Source organism: Streptomyces mexicanus (assembly GCF_902506575.1).
Classification (GTDB): Bacteria; Actinomycetota; Actinomycetes; order Streptomycetales; family Streptomycetaceae; genus Streptomyces; species Streptomyces mexicanus.
This window is the reverse complement of the sequence record NZ_LR732544.1, coordinates 861,430-887,427: the sequence shown is the minus strand read 5'-3', so window position 1 is coordinate 887,427 and position 25,998 is coordinate 861,430. Positions and strand designations below refer to the sequence as shown.

Annotated in this window: 25 protein-coding genes; 17 read left to right on the top strand and 8 right to left on the bottom strand. The window is 72.7% G+C overall.

Translation table 11 applies throughout. From position 1 onward, the window contains the following. Positions 1–57 precede the first annotated feature (57 nt). The 3 genes from GV126_RS04045 to GV126_RS04035 all read left to right on the top strand — a co-directional run bounded on the left by GV126_RS04045 (position 58) and on the right by GV126_RS04035 (position 2,905). Positions 58–513: a Crp/Fnr family transcriptional regulator gene (locus GV126_RS04045; RefSeq protein ID WP_159662751.1), complete on the top strand. Its 456-nt coding sequence runs from the start codon at positions 58–60 to the stop codon at positions 511–513. Between the two features lie 257 nt (positions 514–770). Beyond that, complete coding sequence (locus GV126_RS04040) at positions 771–2,159, top strand: MBL fold metallo-hydrolase (protein WP_159662749.1); 1,389 nt, start codon at positions 771–773, stop codon at positions 2,157–2,159. Next, on the top strand, positions 2,156–2,905 hold the full coding sequence (locus tag GV126_RS04035) for a sulfite exporter TauE/SafE family protein (protein ID WP_159662747.1): 750 nt from the start codon (positions 2,156–2,158) through the stop codon (positions 2,903–2,905). Before GV126_RS04040 ends, GV126_RS04035 begins: the two co-directional genes overlap by 4 nt. Positions 2,906–3,037: 132 nt before the next feature. Here the strand turns inward: GV126_RS04035 and GV126_RS04030 are convergent, their stop codons facing one another. Further along, the gene (locus GV126_RS04030; protein WP_159662745.1) at positions 3,038–3,319 is read right to left on the bottom strand and encodes a metal-sensitive transcriptional regulator; all 282 of its coding nucleotides are present in this window, start codon (positions 3,317–3,319) and stop codon (positions 3,038–3,040) included. Between the two features lie 77 nt (positions 3,320–3,396). Between GV126_RS04030 and GV126_RS04025 the strand changes: the two genes are divergently transcribed. Both GV126_RS04025 and GV126_RS04020 read left to right on the top strand, forming a co-directional pair. Next, positions 3,397–3,963: a rhodanese-like domain-containing protein gene (locus GV126_RS04025; RefSeq protein WP_159662734.1), complete on the top strand. Its 567-nt coding sequence runs from the start codon at positions 3,397–3,399 to the stop codon at positions 3,961–3,963. Positions 3,964–4,525: 562 nt separating this feature from the next. Next, positions 4,526–6,910, top strand: coding sequence for a phosphoketolase family protein (locus tag GV126_RS04020; RefSeq protein ID WP_159662732.1), 2,385 nt, complete (start codon positions 4,526–4,528; stop codon positions 6,908–6,910). Between the two features lie 151 nt (positions 6,911–7,061). Here the strand turns inward: GV126_RS04020 and GV126_RS04015 are convergent, their stop codons facing one another. Continuing rightward, positions 7,062–7,721 carry an OsmC family protein gene (locus GV126_RS04015; protein WP_236569872.1) on the bottom strand — a complete coding sequence of 220 codons (660 nt, stop codon included), beginning with the start codon at positions 7,719–7,721 and terminating at the stop codon, positions 7,062–7,064. A 495-nt stretch (positions 7,722–8,216) separates the two neighbouring features. On the opposite strand from GV126_RS04015, the gene GV126_RS04010 reads away from it, so the two are divergent. The 7 genes from GV126_RS04010 to solA all read left to right on the top strand — a co-directional run bounded on the left by GV126_RS04010 (position 8,217) and on the right by solA (position 15,065). After that, the gene (locus GV126_RS04010) at positions 8,217–9,284 is read left to right on the top strand and encodes a bifunctional GNAT family N-acetyltransferase/NUDIX hydrolase (protein WP_159662730.1); all 1,068 of its coding nucleotides are present in this window, start codon (positions 8,217–8,219) and stop codon (positions 9,282–9,284) included. 183 nt (positions 9,285–9,467) lie between these two features. Continuing rightward, positions 9,468–9,632: a 50S ribosomal protein L33 gene (gene rpmG, locus GV126_RS04005; protein ID WP_014669330.1), complete on the top strand. Its 165-nt coding sequence runs from the start codon at positions 9,468–9,470 to the stop codon at positions 9,630–9,632. A gap of 186 nt (positions 9,633–9,818) precedes the next feature. Further along, the gene (locus tag GV126_RS04000) at positions 9,819–9,941 is read left to right on the top strand and encodes a ribosomal protein bL36 (protein WP_159662728.1); all 123 of its coding nucleotides are present in this window, start codon (positions 9,819–9,821) and stop codon (positions 9,939–9,941) included. A gap of 475 nt (positions 9,942–10,416) precedes the next feature. Then, complete coding sequence (locus GV126_RS03995) at positions 10,417–11,388, top strand: alpha/beta hydrolase (protein WP_159662726.1); 972 nt, start codon at positions 10,417–10,419, stop codon at positions 11,386–11,388. Between the two features lie 376 nt (positions 11,389–11,764). After that, positions 11,765–12,211 carry a MarR family winged helix-turn-helix transcriptional regulator gene (locus GV126_RS03990; RefSeq protein WP_159662725.1) on the top strand — a complete coding sequence of 149 codons (447 nt, stop codon included), beginning with the start codon at positions 11,765–11,767 and terminating at the stop codon, positions 12,209–12,211. Further along, the gene (locus GV126_RS03985; RefSeq protein ID WP_159662724.1) at positions 12,204–13,625 is read left to right on the top strand and encodes an MFS transporter; all 1,422 of its coding nucleotides are present in this window, start codon (positions 12,204–12,206) and stop codon (positions 13,623–13,625) included. Before GV126_RS03990 ends, GV126_RS03985 begins: the two co-directional genes overlap by 8 nt. A 282-nt stretch (positions 13,626–13,907) precedes the next feature. Next, positions 13,908–15,065 (top strand): N-methyl-L-tryptophan oxidase, encoded by a 1,158-nt coding sequence (gene solA, locus GV126_RS03980; protein WP_159662722.1) that lies wholly within the window; start codon positions 13,908–13,910, stop codon positions 15,063–15,065. 291 nt (positions 15,066–15,356) lie between these two features. Here solA and GV126_RS03975 read toward each other — a convergent pair whose 3' ends face one another. After that, a complete protein-coding gene (locus GV126_RS03975; protein ID WP_328707326.1) occupies positions 15,357–15,911 on the bottom strand; it encodes a hypothetical protein in 555 nt (184 codons plus the stop codon). A 434-nt stretch (positions 15,912–16,345) separates the two neighbouring features. Between GV126_RS03975 and GV126_RS03970 the strand changes: the two genes are divergently transcribed. Beyond that, a complete protein-coding gene (locus GV126_RS03970) occupies positions 16,346–16,831 on the top strand; it encodes a pyridoxamine 5'-phosphate oxidase family protein (protein WP_159662718.1) in 486 nt (161 codons plus the stop codon). 277 nt (positions 16,832–17,108) lie between these two features. Here GV126_RS03970 and GV126_RS03965 read toward each other — a convergent pair whose 3' ends face one another. The 3 genes from GV126_RS03965 to GV126_RS03955 form a co-directional block, all read right to left on the bottom strand. After that, positions 17,109–18,173, bottom strand: a complete 1,065-nt coding sequence (locus GV126_RS03965; RefSeq protein ID WP_159662716.1) for a sodium:calcium antiporter — start codon at positions 18,171–18,173, stop codon at positions 17,109–17,111. Between the two features lie 172 nt (positions 18,174–18,345). After that, positions 18,346–19,197 (bottom strand): class I SAM-dependent methyltransferase, encoded by an 852-nt coding sequence (locus GV126_RS03960; RefSeq protein WP_159662714.1) that lies wholly within the window; start codon positions 19,195–19,197, stop codon positions 18,346–18,348. A gap of 249 nt (positions 19,198–19,446) precedes the next feature. Next, entirely contained in the window at positions 19,447–20,259 is an 813-nt protein-coding gene (locus GV126_RS03955; RefSeq protein ID WP_159662712.1) for an SDR family oxidoreductase, read from the bottom strand. Between the two features lie 359 nt (positions 20,260–20,618). Here GV126_RS03955 and GV126_RS03950 point away from each other — a divergent pair, with 359 nt between their 5' ends. The 3 genes from GV126_RS03950 (at position 20,619) to GV126_RS03940 (ending at position 23,165) form a co-directional block, all read left to right on the top strand. Next, entirely contained in the window at positions 20,619–21,182 is a 564-nt protein-coding gene (locus GV126_RS03950) for an SMI1/KNR4 family protein (RefSeq protein ID WP_202035841.1), read from the top strand. 199 nt (positions 21,183–21,381) lie between these two features. Then, entirely contained in the window at positions 21,382–21,885 is a 504-nt protein-coding gene (locus tag GV126_RS03945; RefSeq protein ID WP_159662710.1) for a hypothetical protein, read from the top strand. Positions 21,886–22,301: 416 nt separating this feature from the next. After that, the gene (locus tag GV126_RS03940) at positions 22,302–23,165 is read left to right on the top strand and encodes a DUF1963 domain-containing protein (RefSeq protein ID WP_159662708.1); all 864 of its coding nucleotides are present in this window, start codon (positions 22,302–22,304) and stop codon (positions 23,163–23,165) included. Between the two features lie 389 nt (positions 23,166–23,554). On the opposite strand, the gene GV126_RS03935 is transcribed toward GV126_RS03940, so the two are convergent. Then, entirely contained in the window at positions 23,555–24,175 is a 621-nt protein-coding gene (locus GV126_RS03935) for a TetR/AcrR family transcriptional regulator (RefSeq protein ID WP_159662706.1), read from the bottom strand. Positions 24,176–24,275: 100 nt separating this feature from the next. Between GV126_RS03935 and GV126_RS03930 the strand changes: the two genes are divergently transcribed. After that, positions 24,276–25,070 (top strand): SDR family oxidoreductase, encoded by a 795-nt coding sequence (locus GV126_RS03930; protein ID WP_236569870.1) that lies wholly within the window; start codon positions 24,276–24,278, stop codon positions 25,068–25,070. A gap of 294 nt (positions 25,071–25,364) precedes the next feature. Here the strand turns inward: GV126_RS03930 and GV126_RS03925 are convergent, their stop codons facing one another. Next, positions 25,365–25,898, bottom strand: a complete 534-nt coding sequence (locus GV126_RS03925; protein WP_185947680.1) for an AAA family ATPase — start codon at positions 25,896–25,898, stop codon at positions 25,365–25,367. Positions 25,899–25,998: the final 100 nt, after the last annotated feature.

Here is a 25,998-nt window from a genome sequence, read left to right as displayed (position 1 = left end):
CGGCACAGCCGACGGCCCTCTCGGCTCGGCGGCGTCGACGAAGAAGGAGCCCCTCCCATGACCTCCTCCCCCACCGTGACGGCGGCCCTGCCGGCCGAGCACCGTGCCCGTCTGATGTCCCTCGCCCGCGAGGTCTGCTTCGACGTCGGCACGCGTCTGTTCGAGGAGGGCCGGCACGCCGACCGGTTCTGGATCATCAAGACCGGGACGGTCGCGCTCGACCTGCACGTCCCCGGCCGCCGCGCCGCCGTCATCGAGTCGCTGGGCCACGGCGAGCTGGTCGGGTGGTCCTGGCACTTCCCGCCGCACCTCTGGCACCTGGGCGCGGAGGCCACCAGCCCGGTGCGGGCCTATGAGTTCGACGCGGCAACCGTGCGGTCGCTGTGCGAGCAGGATCCGCGGTTCGGCTGTGCCGTCGCCGTCTGGGTGGGCCGGGTCGTCGCCGACCGGCTGCACGCGACCCGTGTCCGCCTCCTCGACCTGTACGCCCCGTACGGCAGCGGCCGCGCCTGATGAGCGGGCTGCACGGCTCCTGACCGCTCGGCACGGCCGCAGAAGGTGGGGCGTCTGCGTCCGGCTGCCGCCCGGGTGCCGTCCTGCTGACGTCCGGCTGCGTTCTCCTGACGTCCTGCTGAGGTCCGAATGCAGGGTGCGCGATGGCTGCGAACGAGAGGGCCTTCTCTCGCCCCCGCTGATACCCCCGGGGGTACCCCTGTTAGAGTGGGCGCCGGATACCCCGGGGGGTACTTAGCTGGAGAGGAGTCACCGTCGTGTTCTTCGTCGACACCCTGGACGTCGAGGGTCTGGGCAATCGCAGCTACCTGGCCGGTGGCGGCAGGACCGCGCTGGTGGTGGACCCGCCTCGTGACATCGATCAGGTCATCGCCGCGGCCGCCCGGCACGGGGTGCGCATCGCACTGGTGGCCGAGACCCACCTGCACAACGACTACGTCAGCGGCGGTCTGGAGCTGGCCCGCGTGACCGGGGCCCGCTACCTGGTGCCGGCCGGGGCGTCGGTGGCCTTCGCCCGCACCCCGGTCGCCGACGGCGACACGTACGCCGTAGATGCGGGGCTGGCCGTGCGGGCGATCACCACTCCGGGTCACACCCCGCACCGCACCTCCTACGTGCTGGCCGACGACGGGCGCGAGGTCGCGGCCTTCACCGGCGGGTCGCTGCTGATCGGCACCGTGGGCCGGCCCGACCTGGTCGAGCCCCGGCTGACCGAACGGCTGGCCCGCGCCCAGCACGCCTCCGCCCGGCGCCTCGCCACCGAGCTGGACGACGACGTCCCCGTGCTGCCCACCCACGGCTTCGGCAGCTTCTGCTCCTCCGCGCAGGCCGAAGGGCAGACGACCACGATCGGCAAGGAACGCGCCGGCAACGACGCGCTGACTCTGGACGTGGACGCCTTCGTCGCGCGGCTGCTCGCCGGACTGCACGACGTTCCCTCCTACTACACGCACATGGGCCCGGCCAACGCGGCAGGCCCCGCCCCGATCGACCTCACCCCGCCGCGGCTCGCGGACGCCGAGGAGATCGCCGCCCGGCTGGCCGCGGGGGAATGGGTGGTGGACCTGCGCAACCGGGTCGCCTTCGCCCAGGGACACGTCGCGGGGGCGTTCAACTTCGAGGGCGAGGGCCGGCTCGCCACTCACCTGGCGTGGCTCATCCCCTGGGGGAAGCCGGTGACGCTCCTGGCCGAGACGCCCGAGCAGGTCGCCGACGCTCAGCGGGAGCTGGCCAGGGTCGGCATCGACCGCCCCGCGGCGGCCGCCACCGGCGATGCGGCGGGCTGGGTCCGTGAGGGCGAACGGCTCGCCTCGTTCCCGCGCGCACGCTTCGCCGACCTCGCCGAGGAGCGGGCGCGCGGCGAGCGGATCGTGGTGCTGGACGTGCGGCGCGAGACCGAGCGGGCGCGCGGGTTCGTCGACGGCTCCGTCCATATCCCGCTCCACGAGCTGCCCGGCCGTATCGATGAGGTGCCGGGCGGGGTGGTGTGGGTGCACTGCGCCGGCGGCACGCGCGCGGCGATCGCCGCCTCCCTGCTCGATGCGGCCGGACGTGACGTGGTCGCCGTCGACGACGCCTTCGACGCCGCCGCCGAGGCGGGCCTGCCCGTCGTCGACGGCAGCGGCGCCAGGGGCGTGGTGGTGTGAGTGCCCTGCTCCTGGCCCTGATCGCCGGCGCGGTCGTCGGGCTCGCACTGGGCGCACTGGGCGGGGGCGGCAGCGTCCTGGCGGTGCCCGCGCTGATCTACCTGCTCGGCTTCACGCCGGCCGCCGCCACCACCGGGGGCCTGATCATCGTCACCGCCACCTCACTCACCGCCCTGTACGCCCACGCCCGAGCACGGCACGTGCGGTGGAAAGCCGGTGGCCTGTTCGCCGCGGCCGGGCTTCTGCCCGCCGCCGTGGCCGGAACCGTCGCCGCACGGCTGCCGCAGCCCGTGCTGACCGCGGCGTTCGCACTCGTCGCCGCGCTCGCCGCCGTGAGAATGCTCCGCCCCGGTCGGACGAGCGCCGAGCGGACGACGGCGGTGCGGCCGGCGAAGGCGGCGGGAGCCGGCGCGGGACTGGGCGCCCTGACCGGACTGCTCGGGGTGGGCGGAGGCTTTCTCGCCGTCCCCGCCCTCGTCACGGTGCTGGCGTTCGAGATGCAGTCCGCCGTCGGCACCAGTCTGCTGGTCATCTCGGCCAACTCGGTGGCCTCGCTCGCCACCCGCGGCGCCACCACGACCGGTGTCGACTGGGCGGTGATCGCGCCGTTCACCGGGGCGGCGATCCTCGGCGCCTGGGACGGCAGACGCCTGGCCACCAAAGTCACCGGCACCCGGCTGCAGCGGACGTTCGCCGTCGTCCTGCTCGCCGTGGCCGCGTTCATGCTCCTCGACGCACTGACCTGACCACCGCCGGGCCGAGGTGTTCATCATCCGAATCACGCCGGACCGAAGCACAGGTCTCGTCCGACCACCGCCGGACCGAGGCACGGGTCTCGTCCGACCACCGCCGGACCGGGAGCGCGGCGCCCAGCCGCCTCAGGCCAGGGACAGGAACAGCTTCTCCAACCGGGCCCGCATCTGTTCCCGGTCCTCCGGGGCGGCCATGTCCGCATCGGTCAGGCAGTGCTGCAGGCCGGTGGCGATGATGGCGAAACCCGCGCGGTCCAGCGCACGGGAGGCGGCGGCGAGCTGCGTGACCACGTCCTCGCAGTCCCTGCCTTCCTCGATCATCCTGATCACACCGGCGATCTGTCCCTGTGCCCGGCGCAGCCGGTTGACCACCGTCTTCAGTTCCTCGGCCGCCATCGCCAGTTCCACGACCCACACTCCTTCTCGATACCCCTGCGGGTATCGTAGCGAAGGGGCAACCCCTGAAGAGCAAAGGAAGGTCCCCCGTGGCACCCACCACTTCCCTCACCGCCGACGAGGCACACGCCCGTCACCGGGAGCTGACCGTCATCGACGTCCGTACCCCAGGTGAATACGCCTCCGGCCACGTGCCCGGCGCCCACAACATCCCCCTCGACCACCTGGACCGGGCCCTGCCCGCCCTGAGGGCAGCCTCCGGCCGGGCGGATCTGCTCCTCGTGTGCGCCTCGGGCGCCCGGTCCGCGACAGCCGCCCGGCGTCTGGCCCAGGAGGGCATCGCCGCAGCCACCCTCGTCGGCGGCACCACCGCCTGGCAGCAGCTCGGCCACGACCTCGACCGCCCCGCAGGCACCCGCGCCCCCTGGGCCATGGACCGCCAGGTCCGCCTCGCCGCCGGCTCCCTCGTCCTGACCGGGCTGGTCCTCGGACAGCGCCGGCCCAAGGCCCGGCTGCTCTCCGCCGGCATCGCCGCCGGCCTGGTGTTCTCTGCCGTGACCAACACCTGCGGAATGGCCAAGATCCTCGCCGCGCTCCCCTACAACCGGCCCGCGTCCACCGACCTCGACGCCACGCTCGCGGCCCTCACCGGCTGACACCGCGGCCCTCACGGGGCACCGTGCGCGGTGCCCCGTCCGTGGGCCGCGTGTGTGGGTCCCGTGTGTGGGCCCCGTGCGTGGTGCCCCGCGAGCGTCGACGCGACCGTCGGTCCACGTGCGGCCCGTCGTCCGTCCCCGTCCCACGGCGCCTCACTCCGGTACGGGGCACGCGTCTCACTGCTGCCACTCCTGCGAACGGCCCGACTGCTGTCCCCCGCCCGCCCGGGCGTCGTCCAGTCCAGGCGCTCCCGGCACACGAAGGACCCCCTGCGACCTGCCCGACCGGGCGTCTTGCCGTCCAGGCGCTCCCGCCGCACGAAGGGACCCCGCCGGCCGTTCCGCCGCACGGACGGCCACGGTGGCTCCCCACCGATGTGCGCCCTTCGGCTGCGCACCGGGCCAAGGCCTCTCTCGGCGGTGAACGCCCGTGCCGCACGCGCCCCGGACGAGGCCTGTGGCCCGAACGGCCCTTTCGGGTACCCGCCGGGTCGGCGGAGGGTGAACGTGGCATCGACCGCCCTGCCCCGCCCCCGGTGCACCGGCACGGAAAGGAACCCGGATGTCCCTCGACACGCAGCAGGCGCCCGCCCCGCTGACCGACGACGAGCTGAGGTCGCTGGACGCGCACTGGCGCGCCGCGAACTACCTCGCGGTCGGCCAGATCTATCTCATGGACAACCCGCTGCTGACCGAGCCGCTGCGCCCGGAGCACGTCAAGCCGCGCCTGCTCGGCCACTGGGGCACCTCACCGGGCCTCAACCTGGTCCACACCCACCTCAACCGCCTCATCAAGAGCCGTGATCTGGACGCCCTGTGCGTCTGGGGCCCCGGGCACGGCGGGCCCGCCGTGCTGGCCAACTCCTGGCTGGAGGGCTCGTACACCGAGACCTATCCGGACGTCACGCGCGACGCGGCCGGCATGGCGCGGCTCTTCCGGCAGTTCTCCTTCCCCGGCGGGGTGCCCAGTCACGTGGCCCCCGAGACGCCGGGGTCGATCCACGAGGGCGGCGAACTCGGCTACGCGCTCTCGCACGCCTACGGCGCCGCGCTGGACAACCCCGGCCTGCTGGTGGCCTGGGTGATCGGTGACGGGGAGGCGGAGACCGGACCGCTGGCCGCGTCCTGGCACTCCAACAAGTTCCTCGACCCGGTCCACGACGGGGCGGTGCTGCCGATCCTCCACCTCAACGGGTACAAGATCGCCAACCCGACCGTGCTCGCCCGGCTGCCCGAGGCCGAGCTCGACGACCTCCTCAGGGGCTACGGCCACGACCCGCTGCACGTCACCGGGGACGAACCGGCGGCCGTCCACCGCGCCCTGGCCGCCGCCCTGGACACCGCGGTCGACCGCATCACCGCGATCCGGCGCGCCGCCCGCGAGGACGGCGTCACCGAGCGGCCCCGCTGGCCGATGATCGTGCTGCGCACGCCCAAGGGCTGGACCGGCCCGGCAGAGGTCGACGGCCTGCCCGTGGAAGGCACCTGGCGCGCACACCAGGTGCCGTTGGCCGCCGTGCGGGACAACCCCGAGCACCTGCGGCAGCTGGAGGCGTGGCTGCGCTCGTACCGGCCCGAGGAACTCTTCGACCCGCACGGCGCTCCGCGCCCGGATGTGCTGGCCTGTGTCCCGGCCGGCTCCCGCCGGCTCGGCGCCACCCCGTACGCCAACGGCGGACTGCTGCTGCGCGAGCTGCCGCTGCCGCCGCTGGAGAAGTACGCCGTCGAGGTCGACAAGCCCGGGGCGACGCTGCACGAACCCACCCGCGTTCTCGGCGCGCTGCTTCAGGACGTCATGGCCGCGACCGCCGACCGGCGCGACTTCCGTCTCGTCGGGCCCGACGAGACGGCCTCCAACCGTCTGGAGGCCGTCTACGCGGCCAGCGGCAAGGCCTGGCAGGGCAGGACGCTGGAGGTGGACGAACATCTCGACCGGCACGGCCGGGTCATGGAGATCCTCTCCGAGCACACCTGCCAGGGCTGGCTGGAGGGCTATCTCCTCACCGGGCGGCACGGCCTGTTCTCCTGCTACGAGGCCTTCGTGCACATCGTGGACTCGATGGTCAACCAGCACATCAAGTGGCTGCGCACCACCCGCCGCCTGCCCTGGCGCGCGCCCATCGCCTCCCTGAACTATCTGCTGACCTCCCATGTGTGGCGTCAGGACCACAACGGGTTCTCGCACCAGGACCCCGGGTTCGTCGACCATGTTCTCAACAAGAGCCCCGAGGCGGTCCGCGTGTACTTCCCGCCGGACGCCAACACGCTGTTGTCGGTGGCCGACCACGCGCTGCGCAGCCGCGACTACGTCAACGTGATCGTCGCCGGGAAGCAGCCCTGCTTCGACTGGCTCTCCCTGGAGGACGCGAAGGTGCACTGCGCGCGCGGCGCGAGTGTGTGGGAGTGGGCGGGCACCGAGGACGGCGGCCGGGAACCCGACGTCGTCCTGGCCTGTGCGGGAGATGTGCCCACCCAGGAGGTGCTGGCGGCGGCCCAGCTGCTGCGCCGGCACCTGCCCGAGCTGGCCGTGCGCGTCGTCAACGTCGTGGACATCGCCCGGCTGATGCCCGCCGAGGAACACCCGCACGGCATGAGCGACTTCGAGTACGACGGGCTGTTCACCACCGACAAGCCGGTGATCTTCGCCTATCACGGCTACCCGTGGCTGATCCACCGCCTGGCCTACCGCCGCACCGGCCACCGGCACCTGCACGTGCGCGGTTACAAGGAGATCGGCACCACGACCACTCCGTTCGACATGGTGGTCAGCAATGACCTGGACCGGTACCGCCTCGTCATGGACGTCATCGACCGCGTCCCCGGCCTCGCCGTGCGCGCCGCGGCCGTACGCCAGCGCATGGAAGACGTGCGGCTGCGCCACCACTCCTGGATCCGCGCCCACGGCAAGGACCTGCCGGAGGTCGCCGACTGGTCCTGGGAGAGCTGACCGGCCTTGCCCGGACGGACGACCGGCCGCTCGGCCCGGCCCCCGACGGCCGGCCGGGCCGAAGCGGGTCGGTGTCCGCGACGGCGGCCCGGCTCACCGGTGACGCCCGTCCATCACTCGATCGCCCCCCGGTGGGCGAGGCCCGGCACCTTCATCGGACGGAGCCGGGCCGCGACGGCGCCGTCGCCCCGCGCGGCGCCTCGCGCACCACCTTGACGTGCATCTCGGGGGGCCGCGCCAGTGTGCTGCTCACCGTGCAGTGGGAGATCACCGCGCGCAGCGCGGCAAGACGCTCCTCGGGCAGGGCCGGGGCCTGCACCGTGAGGGAGATTTCGGACACTCGGGCCGGGCGGTCGTCGGCCATGCGGAAGGTTCCCTGGACGCGAAGTCCGTCACGGCTGACGCAGTGCCAGTCGAGGAAGTGGCCCGCGTGCTGGGCCGCGCAGGCGGCGACGGAGGACACGAACAGTTCCACGGGTGTGGGCGCGGTGTCCCCGGCCGCGTCGGAGTGCGGCCGGCCGACCGTGACGACATGACCGCGGACGTGCACCTCGTAGGCGTCGCCGACGACCGGAACCACCTCCACCTGTCCGGATGCGCCGCAGGGCACGGGATCCACGGCGGCCGCCTGGACCAGCAGCAGGGCCGCCAGGCTCCTGGCCTCCTCCGGCGTCATCGACACCCACAGTCCGCCCTCGTCCCGGGGTGTGCAGGCGGTCTCCAGGACGACGCGCCCCATGGAGGCCGGCATCCCTGGCGGGGCGAATCGCGTGACCTCGATGCTCCGCCCGCACCGGGTCTGGATCTTCATGTCGGCTTCCTCCCGACTTCGTCCCGGCTTCCTCCCGGCCGTCGTGCCCGCATCGTCGACGGCCGACCGCACGGCTCTGCCTTGTCAGGGCCGCCTCGACGCGGCAGGCGAGCATGCCCTGCCCGGTGGCGGTTCCCGGTCGCCGTCGCCGGGCTCGGCCCGTCGACCGGGGCTCCTTCGTGTCCGAGGTGCCGGGCCTGTCCGTCCGATCCGAGGCGGACCAGCGTCCTCTCGCCCGTGTCCGACCGGTGCGCGTCGCAGGGCGGCGTGCCGTCGTGCTGCACGAGGATCCGGTGCCCCTGGGGGTGGGGTAGAAACCCACGGTGACTTCGAACTCGGCGACCTCCTGCGCGACGACTCCGACGGCAGCGTGGCCGTGACCGGACCCGGCTCGGTGCCGCCCACGACGGCCCGGAGCCGGTCGAGCACGGCCACCGGACACCGACCCGCCTGCGCGCCGAACACGACACCGACCCGCCTGGGGGGAGAATTTTCATGAACCGCGACACGACACCCGCACCGACCGCCGGGGCGCCGGGCACCGGGCGACCACCGGTGGCCCGCGTGGCGACGCCCGCAGACGCCGAGGGCATCGTGCGGATGCACTCCGCGTACGTCCTGTCCGAGCCGTTGAGCGAGGAGTGGATCCGGCGGTGCACCACCCAGCTGGCACCCCGGCTGACCACGACGGGGGATGCGCGGGCGTACGTCATCGACGCGCCGAACGGCTCGATGGCCGCCTGCGCCCTGGGCCTGATCCACTCGATGCTCCCGGCGCCGGCCTACCCCGAGGGGCTGGCCGCGCGCGTGCACGTCGTCGCCACGCGCCCCGGGTTCCGGCGCCGCGGGTACGCCCGGGCGGTGGTGACCGCCCTCCTCGCGCGACTGCGCACCGAGCACGTCACGCTGTTCGAGCTGCACGCCAGCGAGGAGGCCGCACCGCTGTACCGCGAGCTGGGGTTCGCCGGCAGTGCGGCCCTGATGCGGATGACGCGCCTGGAGGTGCCGGCCACCCTCGGCGAGCAGGCGACCGGACCCGGCCTGCGGGACGGAAGTGAGGGATCCGGTCGGATGCCGACCGAGGTCTACGCCGAGACGGTGCCGAAGGCGACCTGTTTCGCCTGCGTGTACTTCACCGACGAGGAAGACCGGCCCCTGCAGTTGCACTCCGTCTATTCGCCCGCCCGCCCCTGGCAGTTGGCGGGCGGCACGATGGATCCCGGCGAACGCCCCTGGGAGACGGCGGTGCGTGAGTGCCGGGAGGAGACCGGACTGACGGTGCCCGGCCCGCCACGTCTGCTGGCGACGGTGTACGGGCTGCCCGGCGCCGCGTGGCCCTACAGCACGCTCGGCCTGGTCTTCGACGGCGGCCGGCTCACCGCGGAGCAGATCCGCGGCATCGCGTTGGACCCCCGTGAGCACGACGAGGCCCGCGTGCTTCCCCTGGGCGCATGGGAAGCGCTGATGCCGCCTCGGGACTTCGCGCGGCTGCGCGCCCTCGCGGAGGCCCGCCGCAGCGGGGTGGCCGCCTACTTCGACGCCTGGGACTGGGAAACCGAGTGAGCGGCCTGGTACCGACGCCCGAGCAGGAGATATCCGCGATTTCTGCCCCCCCGGATGTGCGGAGGCGAACGGGATGTACGGAGGGCGCCGAACGCCGGGAATGCGGCGGCAGGTGGTGGTGTTGTGAAGGCTGTCTGACATGCCCGAGTCATTCAAGGCTCGGGTGGTCACGGAAGGAGCCTCATGGCACGCAGCACCACACGACCCGTCGTCAAGCTGAAGTCGACGGCGGGCACCGGAGTCACCTATGTGACCCGCAAGAACCGTCTGAACGACCCCGACCGGCTCGTCCTGCGCAAGTACGACCCGGTGGCCGGCGCCCACGTCCTGTTCCGGGAAGAGCGCTGACCTGGGCGAACAGCCCATCCCGTCGTCGCCGTCGAGGCTCGTCGGCAGCCACTCCTTGTGCACCGGCACCTCACGCGTCGTGGACACCGCAGGCCGGATGGAACGCGTCGACACGGCGCCACGGCCGTAGCACCGCCGCCCGTCCGTGACGGCAAGACCCGTCCGCTCACCCCGGAGGAGATCGTGATGAAGGTACGCAAGTCCTTGCGCTCGTTGAAGGCCAAGCCGGGCGCCCAGGTGGTGAGCCGGCGGGGCGTGACCTTCGTGATCAACAGGAAGAACCCCCGGTTCAAGGCCCGTCAGGGCTGACGGACCCACGCCGTACCGCGCACCGCACGGCCCGGCACCGCGCCGACGGTGCCGGGCCGTTCCCGTGCCCGGTCCGAGGCCGCGTGGGCGGCGTGTGTGCCGGCCCCAGCACGGCACGCCACCGGTCAGCGACCCGAGCGGACGAACGTGGCGGCGAGGCCGGAGTCACGCGCCGCGCCTGCTCGCCGGTGACGCCGATCCGGAGACGACCGGCTCGGTTACCGGTCGGCGCACGGAGCCTTGCCCGGAGATGCGCCGCCCGTCCCTGCGTGCACGGTGAGGTCAGAGTCGGTGCACAGAGGTGCAAGGGACGCCGTTCAGCCGGTTCTAGCGTGTCCCTGGACGGCCCGGCGCACCTCCAAATCCTCCCTACCCTCTGGATCCTCCGGATCATCCAGATCTTCTGGATTCTCCGGATCTGGTACGGGCCGCCCCGTCGGCAACACCGTCACGCGCATGAGTCCCAGGAGTCCGTATGTCCCACACGTTCGAGCCGGTTCAGCCGGTGCTGGAGCCGGCGGCGGCCGCTTTCGCAGAGGCCACCGCCAACCCGCCCTATCTGTTCGACCTGCCGCCGGCCGAGGGCCGCAAGGCCGTCGACCAGGTGCAGTCGGGCGACATCGCCAAGCCGGACGTCGACGAGGAGTGGGTCACCGTTTCCGGCGGCCCGACGGGCACTGTGCGCGCCCGTGTCGTCAAGCCCGCCGGGACCGAGGGCACCCTGCCCGTGATCCTGTACATCCACGGCGCCGGCTGGGTCTTCGGCAATGCCCACACCCACGACCGTCTCGTTCGCGAACTCGCCGTCGGGGCGGGCGCCGCCGTGGTCTTCCCCGAGTACGATCTCTCCCCCGAGGCCCGTTACCCGGTCGCCATCGAGCAGAACTACGCCGTAGCCCGCTGGATCGTCACCGACGGCGCCGCGAAGGGGCTGGACGCCGGCCGGATCGCGGTGGCCGGCGACTCCGTCGGCGGCAACATGACCGCCGCGCTCACCTTGATGGCCAAGGAGCGGGGGGACGTACCCCTGGTCCAGCAGGTCCTGTTCTACCCGGTCACCGACGCGTCGTTCGACACCGGCTCCTACCACCGGTTCGCGGAGGGCTACTTCCTGCGCCGCGACGGTATGCAGTGGTTCTGGGACCAGTACACCACCGACGAGAAGCAGCGCGCGGAGATCACCGCCTCCCCGCTGCGCGCCACCACGGACCAGCTCACCGGCCTCCCTCCGGCCCTCGTCATCACCGCCGAGGCGGACGTGCTGCGCGACGAGGGCGAGGCCTACGCCAACAAGCTCCGTGCGGCCGGCGTCCCCGTCACCGCCGTGCGCTACCAGGGTGTCATCCATGACTTCGTGATGCTCAACGCCCTGCGCGAGACCCACGCCGCCGAGGCGGCGATCACCATGGCGGCCGGCACCCTCCGCGCCGCGCTGCACACCCGCTGACGCGGCGCGCCACGACCCGGAGCGACCTGGCTCGTTCACCTGTGCCAGGTGTGCGCCGTCCTGATGACGGGACGGCGCACACCCTCACGCATGGGGGCCTTTGCCTCTCCGGCTCGGGCCACCCGGCGTGCGCTGACGGAGACAGACCATCCTCGTGGCGGCTCACGACACATCCGCCCGCACCGCCGAGCTGGGCGACGAGGGCCGGCGCCCTGGACGTCGTCGACACCACCCCACCCGCGCGGGCCGCCTCGACGGCCGGCGGCCCCAGCATCCCCCCTCTGCCCTCGCGAAGGCCGCCACCGGGCGGTGATCCGCACGGGTTACTGTACAGGTAACCTGTACAGCTCAGCCTGAAGGAATTATCGTCGCGGGTATGAGCGAGAATCCGCCGCTGTCACCTTCGGCACTCCACGCCTCGCAAGCGGTCCGCACGGTCATCGGCCGCCTCAGGCGCCGTATCCGCAGCGCCGCCGACGCCGGCGACCTCACCCTCCCCCAGGCGTCCGTGCTGGCCCGCTTGATCGGCAACGACGGCCTCACGACGAGCGACCTCGCAGCCGTCGAAGGGGCACGGCACCAGTCGATGACGGCGACCGTCGCCTCGCTGGTCGGGCTGGGGCTGGTGGAGCGGCGGCCGGATCCGGACGACCGGCGCCGGCTGCTGATCGCGCTGACCGCCGAAGGACGCCGACGGGCCGAGGACGACCGCCAGGCCCGGCGTGAGTGGCTCGCCGGCCAGTTGCAGGAGAAGTGCACGGAGGAGGAGCGGCAGACCGTGATCGCGGCCATGGCCGTGCTGGGGCGGCTCATCCATGACTGACCAGCGCACAGCCGCCCACGAGCGCACGACGGCCACGGGCTTCGACCGCCGGCTGATCCCGCCGGTCATGCTGGGTTCGGTCCTCAACCCGATCAACTCCACCATCATCGCGGTCGCGCTGGTGCCCATCGGTGCGGCTCTGGGCGCACCGCCTGCGCAGACCGCCTGGCTGGTCTCGGCCCTGTACCTGGCCACCGCCCTCGGGCAGCCGATCGTGGGCCGGCTGATCGACATCTTCGGACCCCGCCGGCTCTTCCTGGTCAGCACGAGCCTCGTCGGCGTCGCCGGCATCGGCGGCGCCCTGGCCCCCGGCCTGGGGACGCTCATCGCGGCACGGGTACTGCTCGGCTTCGGCACCTGCGCCGGGTATCCCGCCGCGATGGCTCTGCTGCGCAGCGAGGCCCGGCGCACGGGGCAGGACAGTCCGGCGGGTGTGCTGACCGCCCTGGCCGTCGCCGGCCAGACCATCGCCGTCGTCGGCCCTCTGCTGGGCGGTGTGCTGATCGGCGTGGGCGGCTGGCGCTCCACCTTCGCGCTCAACGTGCCCCTGGCCGCGGTGGCGGTCGCGCTGGGGCTGCGGCTGCCCAAGCAGCCCCGGAGGCAAGAGTCCGCCCGGCAGGGAAGCCTGGCCGGACGGCTCGACCTGCCGGGCATGGCCCTGTTCGCCGCCATGCTGGTGGCGCTGCTGCTGTTCCTGATGAACCTGCGCCCGGGAAGCTGGTACCTGCTGGTGCTCGCCGTCGTGGCCGCGGCCGGGTTCGCGGTGCGGGAACTCAGGGCCGCGACACCGTTCATCGACCTGCGGGTGCTGGGCGGCAACCCGCCCCTGCTGGCCACCTACGGCCGCGCGCTGGTCGCCTACGTCGTCGCGTACGCCTTTCTCTACGGCTTCACCCAGTGGACCGAGGAGGGGTTCGGACTCTCCGCCTTCCACGCCGGCCTGGTACAGATCCCCATGTTCCTCGTGGCGATCGCCGTCTCGGTCACCACCGGCAGGCGCACCGGGGTGCGCGGCAAGCTCCTGGTCGGGGCCGCCGGGCAGATCGCCGGCTGCCTGCTGATGCTGACGCTCACCACCGCCAGCCCCCTGTGGATGCTCCTCGCCCTCTCACTGGTCTTCGGCATACCGCAGGGGTCGAACAATCTGGCTCTGCAGAACTCCGTCTACCACCAGGCCGATCCGGAGCGCATCGGCTCCTCGGCCGGGCTGCTGCGCACCTTCGCCTACCTGGGGTCGATGATCGCCTCGGCGACGTCCGCCGCGTCCTTCGGTCAGCACGCCGGCACGTCGGGCATGCACCACCTGGCCTGGGTCATGCTCGGCGCCGCCGTCCTGTACCTGCTGCTCACCGTCTTCGACCGCGGCCTGCGACACCTCGGGCAGCAACCGACCGAGCCGCCCGGAGCCAAATGACCACCCGCCCCCTACGGGGCAACGTGCCCCGCCGCCAGGACCTCGCCCTGGTCGGCCCCCAGCCCTCGCAGAGACCGTGGCCGGCTACCGGGTGCGGGGCGAGCCTGTGGACCCGGGCCTTTCCGACCACGCCGCGGTCGGCACGACCACGCTCCCGATGCCGGTGGCGGCAGGTCGTACTTCGCCCCCTGCTCCCGCGCTCGCATCGCGTACCCTGCGTTTTCATCGACCGGGGCCCGGATCACCGGGGCCGGGAAACCCAGAGCCGTAGAGAGGGACACCGTGGAGAACGGGTACGACGTGATCGTCGTCGGCCTCGGAGGCATGGGCAGTGCCGCAGCCCACCATCTGGCCCGGCGGGGCCGACGGGTGCTGGGGCTGGAGCGGTTCGGTCCCGCGCACGCCCAGGGCTCCAGCCACGGCGGCTCCCGCATCTACCGGCAGGCCTACGCGGAGGACCCCGCGTATGTGCCGCTGCTGCTCAGGGCGCGCGAGCTGTGGGAGGAGGCGGCCGCGAACAGCGGGCAGGACCTGTTCACCGCGACCGGAGGTCTCGTGATCGGCCGCCCGGACGCCGAGCCGGTCGCCGGAACGCTGCGCAGTGCCCGCGAGTGGGGGCTGCCCCACGAGGTGCTGGACGCGGCCGAAGTGCGTCGGCGTTTTCCCACCCTCACGCCGTCCGAGGCGGAAGTGGCGGTCCACGAGGACGCCGCGGGCGTGGTCCGTCCCGAACTCGCCGTACGCGCCCACCTGGACCTCGCGGCCGCCGGCGGCGCCGACCTGCGTTTCCAGGAGCCGGTCGTCACCTGGGAGGCCCTGCCCTCGGGCGGGGTGGCGGTGACGACGCCACGGGCGCGGTACCACGCGGACCGGCTCGTCGTGGCCCCCGGGGCCTGGGCACCCGGCCTGCTTCCCGGACTGGTGCCCCTGCGGGTCGAACGCCGCGTCATGTACTGGTTCGCTCCTCGCTCCGGTGTCCAGGACTTCGCCCCCGACCGGCATCCGGTGTACATCTGGGGCGGTGAGGTGGAGGGGGACGAGATGTACGGGTTCCCCGCACTGGACGGCCCGGACGGCGGTGTGAAGGTCGCCTTTCACAGCAGGGGCGGGCCGGCCGACCCGGACAGCCTGGACCGGACGGTGCACGCCACCGAGGTCGACGCGATGCGCCGCCACCTCGGCACCCGTATCCCCGCGTTGGCGGGCGAGCTCGTCAGGGGCGCCGTCTGCATGTACGTGAACACGGCGGACGAGCACTTCGTGGTCTGCCGGCATCCCGACCACGAGGACGTCGTCGTGGCCTGCGGCTTCTCGGGTCACGGTTTCAAGTTCGTGCCGGTGATCGGCGAAGTCCTGGCCGATCTCGCACTCGAGGGCGCCACCCGCCATCCCATCGGCTTGTTCGACCCGGCCCGGCTCCGGCAGAGTCCCTCCGCGTGATGCCGGACGTGCCGGACCGGAAACGCCCTCGCGCCCGGGTGCCGCTGCCCGCCCGGTCACGGCAACCCGGCGGGGTTCGCCCGTAGGCGCTGCGAAGGTCGCCGGGCCGCCGGGGCGCCGGGGATCTGCAGGCGGTCCGTTCGGTCCGGCACCGTGTTCCCGCCCCGGAAGAAGGCCGCGGGCGGGCACCCGGCCGGTGCGGCACCGTGCAACCGTCCGGAGGGGGCACCGCCATGCAGCCGTCCGGAGGGTGCGCCACCGTGCCATCACGGTCCCGGATGCGCGGGAGGTTCAGTACCGCTGGGCCTTGACCAGCCGGGGTGTCAGCTTGGGCTCGGCGGGCCGGCGGCTGAAGACGATCGGCTGCTCCTTCTTGCCGGGTTCCAGGTTCTCCGCGCCGGTGTAGCGGGTCTCCACCACCTTGCCGTGCGGGTCCTCGAAGTCGACCTGGACGGCGTAGGACGCCTTGCGGTCCGTCTTGTTGGTGATGGTGAGCATGACGGCGAGCACACCTCCGGTCTGCGCGGTAGGCAGGCCGGTCATCCCCACCTCCGACACCGCGTTGCCACGCCCCTTGACCCCCTTGAGCGCCTTCTCGGCCTCTGCGGACCGCCGCGCGGACTGCGCCGACACCGACGCCTCGAACTCGGAGGCGCGCGCGGAGGCGGAGGAGGCCGCGGCCGACGCCGAGGCCTGCACGGAGGAGATGGCCGCCGACGCCGAGGACGCGATCGCGGAAGGAAGCGGCTGGGCGGAGAACGTCCCGGTCTGCGGCGCGGTCGGCGTCCCGGTCGCAGCGGAACCGCCGCCACCGCCACCACCGCACCCGGCCAGTGCCCCGGCCACGAAAGCCGAGGCCACCACGGCCGAGGCACGGGGGAGGACTCGGCGTCCGGGGCGACGAACGCGGGATGGGGGACACACTTGATGTGCCGTCGACTGAAGTCGCATGGACCCATCGTCCGTACGGCCCGCTCCGCCCGCCACCGGGCCGGTCCTGACGGGTGGCCGCCGGCGGCCGGGCGGCGGCCACGGCTGAAGCGCCGGCCGCCCGCATCCGCCTCGGTGGTGTCGTCCGCCACGGCGTGGAGCGGCACCGACGGTGACCCCGCGCTCATGGTGGAACTGCCTGTGCGACCGCGCAGCCACTGCGGGTGGGTGGTACGCAAACCGTGGGGAAACGACGGTGCTCCGGCCGCGGGTGTGAGAGCCTGGCGGCGGCTTCGCCCCCAGGGACATGCCGGCCACGAACGGCCGTGCGACAGCAAAGGACGGCGATCATGGACCCGCAGCAGATCGCACAGGAGTTGGCCGACGCCCACGAGCTGCTGAGCCGGGCCTCGATGGCGCGGCTGGCGTACAACGGACCCGACGGGCGGCCCCGCGTCGTCCCGATCGGGATCTTCTGGACCGGCGAGGAGATCGTCATGTCCACCGCGGCCACGGCGCCGAAGGTGAAGGCACTGTCCGTCCGCCCCGAGATCGCCCTGACCATCGACGCCGGCGACAGCCCCGGCTCGGCCAGGACCCTGTCGGTGCGCGGTGTGGCGCACCTGACCATCGTCGACGGGGTGGTCCCGGAGTACCTCGCGGCTGCGCGGAAGAATTTCGACGCCGAGTACGCGGCCGAGTTCGAGCGGAACTGCCGGGCCCTGTACGACCAGATGGCGCGGATCGCCGTCGAGCCGCAGTGGGCGCGCTACTACGACTTCGGCGCCGGCCGCATTCCGCGGTTCCTCGCCGAACTCGCCAAGAAGTCGGGCTGACCGCACCCCACGGCAAGCGGCGGTTCCGAGCGAAGCCCGGCGGCGCGGCCCGTCCCGTGCCGGGCAGAGACGAAACGGACCACAGACACCCGGCACCGACGTGCCGCTCCCCGACACGCAGAACACGACCGGCGACACGGATGCCTCACCACGCCCGCAGGCGGTCGCCCCGACGCGGCTTGGCTACTCGCTCACGACTCCTTGGGCTTGTGCGCGAGGAAGAAGGCTTGCCGGCCTTGTCGGGGCGGTCCAGGCAGCGTTCGGCCGGTGCTCGGGATCAGGTGGCGATGGTGGCCAGTCCGGCGATGCCCAAGAGATAGATGACCACCACGGCGATGCTGTCGACACCCATGCGGGCGTACTGGCGTCGCGGGCGGAAGATCAGCCCGGCCATGTAGATCACCGTCAGGATGATTCCGAGGGCGGTGAGGTAGATATCGGTGTCGTGCGCGGCCGGCAGGGCGGGCTTGCCGGAGAGGACGGTGGCGAGCAGGAACAGCACCGGCAGGAAGGCGTTGCCCCCGAAGATGTCGCTGACGGCGAGCTGGTAGTCGCCGAGCTTGGTGGAGGTCAGGCCGGTGCTGACCTCGGGCAGCGAGGTGGCCGCGGCCAGTACGGTGGCGCCGAACAGCACACCGCTCAGGCCCTGCCGGGCGAAGAACTCCTCACCACTGCGCTCGATCAGGACACCGGCCACGAGCGTGGCCAGCGCGGACGCGCCGAACACCAGCCCCGCGCGGGCGGTGCTCACGCCCTTGTCGGTGGCGGCTTTCTCCTTCTTGCCCTTGGAGTGGCCACGCGGCTCGGGCTGACTGTCCGGGGCGTCGCCGCCCTCCCGCCACGGCAGGCCTCGCCCGGCCCGGTTGAGCAGGACCAGGCCGATCACCCACAGGACGGCGATCGCCACCGAAGCGGGGGCCAGGCGGGCGGCGTGCAGGCCCGAGGGCAGCTGGGTGCCCATCACCACCACGGCCAGGACGGCCACCACCATGGCGCCTTCCAGGACCAACTGCAGGCTGGCCGCGAGCCGGGTCAGCGGGGCGCGCGGGCGGACCCCGGCTCCGTCCAGAATCGCCAGGACGACGGTCTGGAGGGCGATGCCGCCCAGGATGTTGCCGACCGCGACGTCGAGCTGACCGGCCATCGCCGCACTCGCCGTGATCGCGATCTCGGGCAGGTTCGTCGCGATCGCCAGCAGGATCAGACCACCCAGCGCGCTGCCGAGGTGGAGCCGTTCGGCGAGTACGTCGGTGGTGTCCGACAGCTTGATACCCGCGATCCAGATGACGGCCGCACTGGCCACGAACAACAGCAGCAACACCAGCGAACCCAAAGATCCCATGCCGCTGTGGGTACCCGCCGGTCCAGGACAGAACCAGCGGGTACGCCGGACGTCAGCCACCGCAGCGGCATCCGAGGCGAGGTCACGCCCGCATGACGGGCCGCCAGCGCACGAACCCGGCTCCGCCCATCAGGCCATCTCGGAATCGTCATCCAGGAAACCTGGAGCTGCTCTACCGGCGCACCGCCGAGATCAGTCCACCCGGCCCCTCCTCGTGCTGCGGCGGGGTGCTGATCGGGCGGCCGTACGCGGCAGCGCGTTCGCGCAGGGTGTGGCAGCTGGCCTCCCAGCCGTGCCCGGCCAGCCAGCCCACCGGGGCGTCGGGCATCTCCGAGACCCCCATGGACGCCGCCGATCCCGGCACCGCGTCCGCGCCGAAGCGCTCGATCGCACCGCGCGAGCCCAACGTCAGCCCCATCCGGCTGCCTGCCGCCGACTGCGCGCTGATCCGGGCCAGCAGCAGGTCCACCGCGTCCCCGGGCAGATAGATCAGCAGTCCTTCGGCGATCCACACGGTCGGCATCGTCGGGTCGTGCCCCGCGGCGGTCAGCGTGCGCGGCCAGTCCTCCCGCAGATCCACCGCGACGGCGATCCGCTCGCAGCGTGCGACCGCCCGTTCCTGGCGCAGTACCGAAGCCTTGAAGTCCAGTGGCGCGGCGGTGTCGACCTCGAACAGCCGGGTGCCCTCGGGCCAGTCCATCCGGAAGGCCCGGCTGTCCATGCCGGCGCCGAGCAGCACGATCTGCCGGACACCGGACGCGGAGGCCTGCTGCAACAGGTCGTCGAGGAACTTCGTCCTGATGACGATGGAGAACGTCACGGCCAGCCGGCGGCGGCGTGCCGCCTCGTCGTCGGGCAGTGGCGGCGAGGAGGGCCACAGGCCGCCGGCGGCGGCGAAGGCCCGTGCCAGTGGGTCGCGGAACAGCGCGTTCTCCCGCTCGCTCTCCAGCGCCCGCCCCCTGGCCACTCCCACCGCCGTGGCCCACACTCCCGACGGCTGCGCCCGCTCCTGTTCGTCAGTCACCACGTCAGCCTAAGCGTTCCGGCAACCACCGGTGGGGGATGAGCCCGGCACGCGGCACAACTCCTCTCGCAGGCAGGTGCCGAGCAGCCGCGGGCCCTCTGTCGTCAGTCAGCGGCCAGAGCAGGCAGATGTGCTCGACGACCCGCACGGCGTCGGGCGGGCAGGCCCGGTAGCCGTGGGACGAGCACTTGGGGTGCGGCAGCCGTGAGGGCTCGCGGCCGGCGGGCGCGGTGCCGGTGGCCGCGGCCGTCACCGGCCCCCCGCCTCCTCGGCAGCGTTGGGGACGCCTTCCACGTCGGCGGCCGGGGCAGCCCGGCGCTCGCCAGGGCACGAGGGCCGGGCGGGGCAACGGCCCGGGGTGCTGCCCCCGCCGTCCACGCTCACCATCTGACCGGGGATGAATCCGGCTTCCTCGCCGAGCAGGAACGCGATCGTGGCCGCCACCTCTTCGGGGCGGCCGAGCCGTCCGGCCGGGATCGATCGCATCACCCGGGCCTCCTCCTCGCTGCCCACCGGATGCGAGGCCCGGAACAGCTCCGTCTCCACCGGCCCCGGCGCCACCGCGTTCACAGTGATCCCGTCACCGGCCAGTTCCAGGGCCCAGGTCCGGGTCAGGCCCACCAGCGCGCTCTTCGCGGCCGCGTGGCTGCTGCGCCGCCGAGCGCCGAACACCGACCGGCTGGTGACGTTCACGATCCGGCCCCAGCCGCGCTCGCGCATTCCGCCGACGAACGCCTGGGTGACCTGGACCGCAGCGCGGACGTTCAGGTCGTACACCGACCGCAGACTGTCCAGCCTGACCTCTCCCAGTGGCTCGGGCAGGGCCACGCCGACGTTGTTGACGACCGCGTCCACCCGATGCTCGCCGGCGATCCGCGCCAGTACCCGGTCCGTGCCCTCCGCGTCGGCGAGGTCGCACCGGTACAGCACCCCGGGGAAGTCCCCCTCCCCACCGGACCGTGCGATGCCGAGAACCATGTCCCCCTGCTCCTGGAGACGCCGCGCGGTCGCTCGTCCGATCCCCTTCGACGCGCCCGTGATCAGCACCGTCCTGCCCGGCATACGACCAGATCCCTCCACTCGTCCGACAGATCGTCCCGGTCATCCCATCACAGCCCACGGCCAGGTCATGGCCGTGCGGGCCGGGCACGGCCTACGCGTCCGGCGACGGCCTCCTGCTCCTCGTCCCCGCCCATACTTCCCGCGCACGGCCGGGGGCCTGAAGCCTGAAGGAGGCACTTCCACGAAGACCGGGCGTCACCGTCGCGCCGCCCCGACACGACGGACACGTCGCCCGCTCCCCTGTACGCTCGGTGCCGTTCCGCGTCCGCGCCGCCCATTCGGCCGGGTCGCGCTGCAGATCCTCGTCCGGCCGACCCTCCGCCCTTGCATACGGCCGGTGTTCGGTAGCGTCCGTCTCCATGACCGACCTCGATGCGCTCGTCCGCCTCTGTCCGCCGCCCACCGATCCGCCACCCCCGGTGGACTGGCCGGAAGCCGAGCGCACCCTGGGCACAGCGGTGCCCGCCGACTACAAGCAGCTCGTCGAGACATACGGCGACGGCCTCTTCGACGAGACGATCTGGCTGCTCGTCCCCGACTCCGCCTACGACGACTGCGACCTGCACGCGCAGGCGGCGCAGCGGGAGGAGATCCTGGCCGACCTGTGGGAGTCCGAGGACAAACCCGCCGCCCTGCAGGAGGCGGGGGCGAAAGTCCTGCCCTGGGCCTTCGAAGAGGGCACGGGGGCTTTCCTGTACTGGCTGGCGCGGCCCGGTCGGCATCCCGACGAGTGGACCGTCCTCTACAACGAGGGGCGCGGCCCTCTGTGGGAGCACCATGACATGGGATGCCTCGCCTTCCTGCTGGCAGTGCTCACCGGGACGGCGGACACCGCATACTTCGGCCACCTCGACGAAGGACGCGAATCGGCCGAGCACAGCTTCACGACGGCGGACCAGGTCTTCGCGACGACCGGGGAGTAACGCGGTCGGCCACGCCCGGCGTTCCGGCGAACCGTGCTGATTGTCAGCCTCCCAGAGCCCGGCACGGGGGTGCGCGCGTCCCTCCTGCGCGCACCGGCGCACCACCGTGCCCCGGTGGATCCGGGACCCCTCCCTGAAGGGCAGGGGTAGAAACCTCCAGCCGGATGAAAGAACGGCTCGGCTCCTGAGGAGACAACTGATGAACGCGTTCCGGAGCAGGGCGGTCGTGGCGGTTGCCGCGACGCTCGTCGTGGCAGTGCTCGGCGGCTGCGGGACGGTCGTGCGCCATCACGAGGGCGCGGACGCTTCCGTACCGTCGGCGTCCTCCGCCTCGGCGGTCGCCGCCCCTACGACCGTCCCCTCGCCCGTGCACGGCGCAGAGACGACCGAGTCGCCCTCCGGCGCGGCCGACGCGACCGGGCCCTCGTCCCCGGCCCCGCCGGGGCCCGGCTGCCGCGAGGGCCACTGCACCGTCACCGTCATCCCGGGCGAGGTACTCGCCATGGACGTGGCCAAGTTCGGCTTCGGCCGGCTCACGGCCACGGGGATCTCCGCCGACGCGGTGACCGTGGAGGCGACCGGGCCGGGCATCTCCCTGTCCTCGACCACCCCGGCCGGCCACAGCTCGCTGCTCAACCATCTCGACATCCTGGTCAGGTCCGTCACCGGTCACAGCGCGGTCCTCGTCCTCAGCGTCCACTGACCCCGCCGTCACCGCGCGCCGGCCCGGTATCGGAGCGGCGGCGGAACCGGTTCTCCGCCGCAGACGAGGCCGACGACGGCACCGACGGTGACGTGCGGCACGAGCCCGTTCCTCACGGCTCGTTCCCGGAGTGCCGTGTAGGCGCGCCGGAACCCGCCTCGGTGACCCGGCCGGCGAAGTCACCGCCCCCGCCACGGGAAAGCCGACGCGGGCGACCGTGCGGAGCCGGCCCGAATCGACGTTGCACCCGACCCGACCCGGCCCGCCGACGCCGTGAGCGCATCGGTCCGATCGGTCGCCCGCACGCGAGTCGACCGGCGCGAGGGCCGCCCGGCACAGCGGGTCGGCACCCGCGCCGCGACCACCGGAACCCGAGTTTCGGCATCGTTGTCAGTGCCGGGCCCTACCTTGGTCGTGTGACTTTCGAAAAGCTACGCGAGCGACTGACCCGTTTCCGCGACGCGGCGGTCCAACTGGACATCCCTGCCGACGAAGTCGACCGCTGGATCGACATGGTGCGGCCCTGCGCGGTGCTGTCGACGCGCGAGGACGGCCCGGCCGCCGCCCGGTTCGGCGGCCCCGTGCTGCTGCCGGTCGGCACCCCGCACCCGCCGTTCCCCTACGTCGCCTCCATCGACCTCACGGCGCTGCCGCCGGCCTCGACGGACCTGCCCCTGCCGTCCGACGGACACCTGCTCCTCTTCGCCTGGCCGCGCGACAGGGGTGACCTCGGCAACCACGGTGCGGTCGTGCACGTCCCCGCCGGGGCTGCCACGGAGGAACACGACACGTACGCCTGGGATCCCCACGGCATTCCGGAGGAGCGGGAGGTGGCCGACGCCTTCCCGCAGGGCGAGTTGCGGGTGCGGACCGAGCCGTCACTGCCGTACCACTACGAGATCGAACTGCCCGATGGCGACCTGGAGCCCCTGCCCGGCTTCCCCCACGCCGAGGAACTGGCCGAGGAGTGGGAGATGGCGTGCCGCTACCTCGACCTCCGGGGCCCCCTGCACATAGGCGGCTACGCCGACGAGGAGATGGTTCATCTCGACCCGCTGGCAGGCCTGGTGGAGTGCGCGGTGGAGCAGGCGTCGACGGGCGAGTGGGGCGGTGGGGAGCCGGTGTCGGAGAACGTCGAGGACTGGGTGCTGCTCGCGAGCTGGAGCCCCGAGCTCGGCGATGTGGCGGCCGGGTCCAGCGTCCACTGGGCGATCCAGCGCAAGGACCTGGAGGCCGGGCGCTTCGACCGGACGTTCACCGACGTGTACTGGAACCCCTGAGCCGACCGGTTCGCGCCGCACGTGTCGGCCCGGCGGGTGAGGGCGCGCGCAGCGCTGGCGGGAGGCCCCCGGCCGACCGCACGGCGCGCGGCGCGAGGGATGCTCGGCCCCAGGCCGAACGCGTCGTCCACGCCCTGGTCGGGCTGACGCCGACGGCGGCCAGGGGGTCAGTGGTGGTGGGCGCGGTGGCCGCCGGCGGGTGGTGTCCTCGCTCTTCCCAGCACGGCGTGGTTGCGCGTGGCCGGCCACCGTCCTCGCTGGGCCGCGTGGACAACGGGGCTTCGTCCTCGGGTACCGACGGCCGTACACAGACGCGTTGAAGTCGGCAGGTGTCGGTGGAACTTCGGCGGCTCGATGACCGAAGCCTCGGCGGCGGCGTGCCCGAACCGCTACTCCGAGACCCTGCTGTGGAGGCGTCCGGTGGCGCCGGCGAGTGTGCGAGCGGCTTCGATCACTGTCTCGCGGCGGCGGGCGAAGGCGGCCTGGTAGGTGTCCTCGTCCAGGACCACGCGGACCATCCTGGGCACCGCGAAGTTCCACGCGATCAGTCCCATGATGGTGAACAGCAGGTCCTGGGCGGCGCGGACGCGCGCGTCCTCGGGGAGATCCCGGCCCACACCTCCGTCCACGAGATGGTGGACCTTCTCACGGAAACCGTCGCGGCGCTCCCGCTCGCTCTCCTCGGGTTCGTCGCCCGCCTCCAGCGCCTCCCACAGCAGCAGCCTGATCAGCTCCGGGTGTTCCTGGTACCAGTCGAAGAGTTGCCCCACCGACTCGGCCACCGCGTCGGGATCGATGGAGACGGAGGCGCGGACCTCCTCCAGCTTCGCCCGCAGGACGGCGGCGAACAGCTTCTCCTTGCTCCCGTAATACAGGTAGATGGCCTGCTTGTTGGCCTTGGCGGCCGTCGCGATCCGGTCCACCCTGGCCCCCGCCAAGCCGTGCTCGGCGAACTCGGCGGTGGCGGCGGCGAAGATGCGCCGTCTGGTGTCTTCCGCGTCATAGGCCATGAGCAGATTAACCCATCCGGTTGACTCCGCTCCGTCCAGGCGGCAGTATCGGGCCAGCGCTAAAACAACCAGTTGGTTTACTTCTCTGGAAGGCTTTCCCGTGAGCACTGCGACTCCCATCCCCGTTCGCTCGCCGCTGCCGAGCGCGCTCTCCGGTTCGACCGCCGTTCTCATCGGCGGAAGCTCGGGCATCGGGCTGGCGGCAGCCGTCCTGCTGCGTTCGGTCGGCGCCCGCGTCGTGCTGGTCGGCCGCGATCCGGACCGGCTGAAGGCCGCGGTCTCCCGGGTGCGAGGCGCAAGCCCGGCCGAGGATCGCGACGACGCCGTGCTGGCCGTTGCCGGCGACGGCGGCGACGAGCAGACCCTCGCCGAGGCATGCGACAGGGCAGGTCGCGTCGACCATGTGTTCGTCACCGCGGGAGGCATCAGCGGCGCCGGCCCCCTGACCGGGCTGTCAGCCGACGACATCCGCACCACCTTGGACTCCCGCCTCCAGGCGGCCTTCACCGCGGCCCGCGCGGCGGCGACCCGGCTTCCAGCGGGAGGCTCGCTCACGTTCAGCTCAGGGATTCTCGTGGTCCGCCCCGCTCCCGGGATGTCCGCCCCGCTGTCGGTCGTCGGTGCCGTGGAGACCCTCACCAGGGCCCTCGCCGTGGAACTCGCGCCCGCACGGCTGCGCGTGAACGCCGTCCGCTTCGGCCGGATCGACACACCGCTCCTGCGCTCGGCACCGGGGCTGGACTCCGACGACGCGATCGCCGCCGCCGGATCGACCGCTCCCCTCGGCCGCTTCGGCACCGCCGAGGAAGCCGCCGCCTCGGCCCTCTTCCTCATGGCGAACAACTACGTCACCGGCCAGGTCATCACCGTAGATGGCGGCGAAACCCTCGCCTGACCGCGCCCCGCATCCGATGAGCCCCAGAAGATGACGCAGAGGCCAGGGGATCGCGGGATCGCGGGATCGCGGGATCGCGGGATCGCGTTGACGATCTCAGGCATCCCGTACGCGCCCCGACGGCCACTGCCCGAACGGTGCCGGTCCTTCACGCCGCGAGACCCGAACGGCGATCCGGGCGGGAGACCCACGCGGTGAAGACCAGCCCGGTCGCGACGCCACTGCTCGTCCGACCCCTCACTCGGCTACGACAGTGGGCAACGACGGCTCACCACCTGCCGCAAGGCGCCCCGCTCAGCGATCCAGCGCGGGCAAGCGGGCCAGGCCGGTGTCGAGCATGATGCGGTCAATGGTCTCCCGCAGAGTGCTGTCCGCTCCGATGACGGTCTCGACGCCACCGGGGAGCAGATCGCGCGGCCGGTACCAGTCGCGCAGTTGCGTCGCGTCGACGTCGTCGGCGATCGGCTTGGTGGCATGCCGGGCGAGGGTCTCCTCGAACGGCACGTCCAGGTAGTAGGCGTGGGTCGGGCCCCGGTGGTCGGCACGCAGCCGGGCGAGCATGTCGCCGTAGTGGTCGGCGTAGAGGATGCCCTCGACCACGACGTGATAGCCCGCGTCCAGGGCGTAGCGGGCCGTCAGGTCGATCAGGCCGATGTTGGCCGCGCCGGGCCGGTCCCGTTCGCGCAGCACGATGCGGCGGAGGTTGTCCTGCCCGACCAGGGCCAGGCCACGGCCGAACCTCTCGCGCAGGCCGGCCGCCACGGACGACTTGCCCGAGGCACTGTTGCCGCGGAGCACGACCAGCCGGGTTTCTTCAGTACCCACCATCACGGCGTTCACGTTATCGGCCGCCGGTGACACCCGGGGCGTTCAGCCGCCGTGGTTGCGGCACCGCTCGGCCTTCCTGGGACGAAGCGCAGCCCTCAGA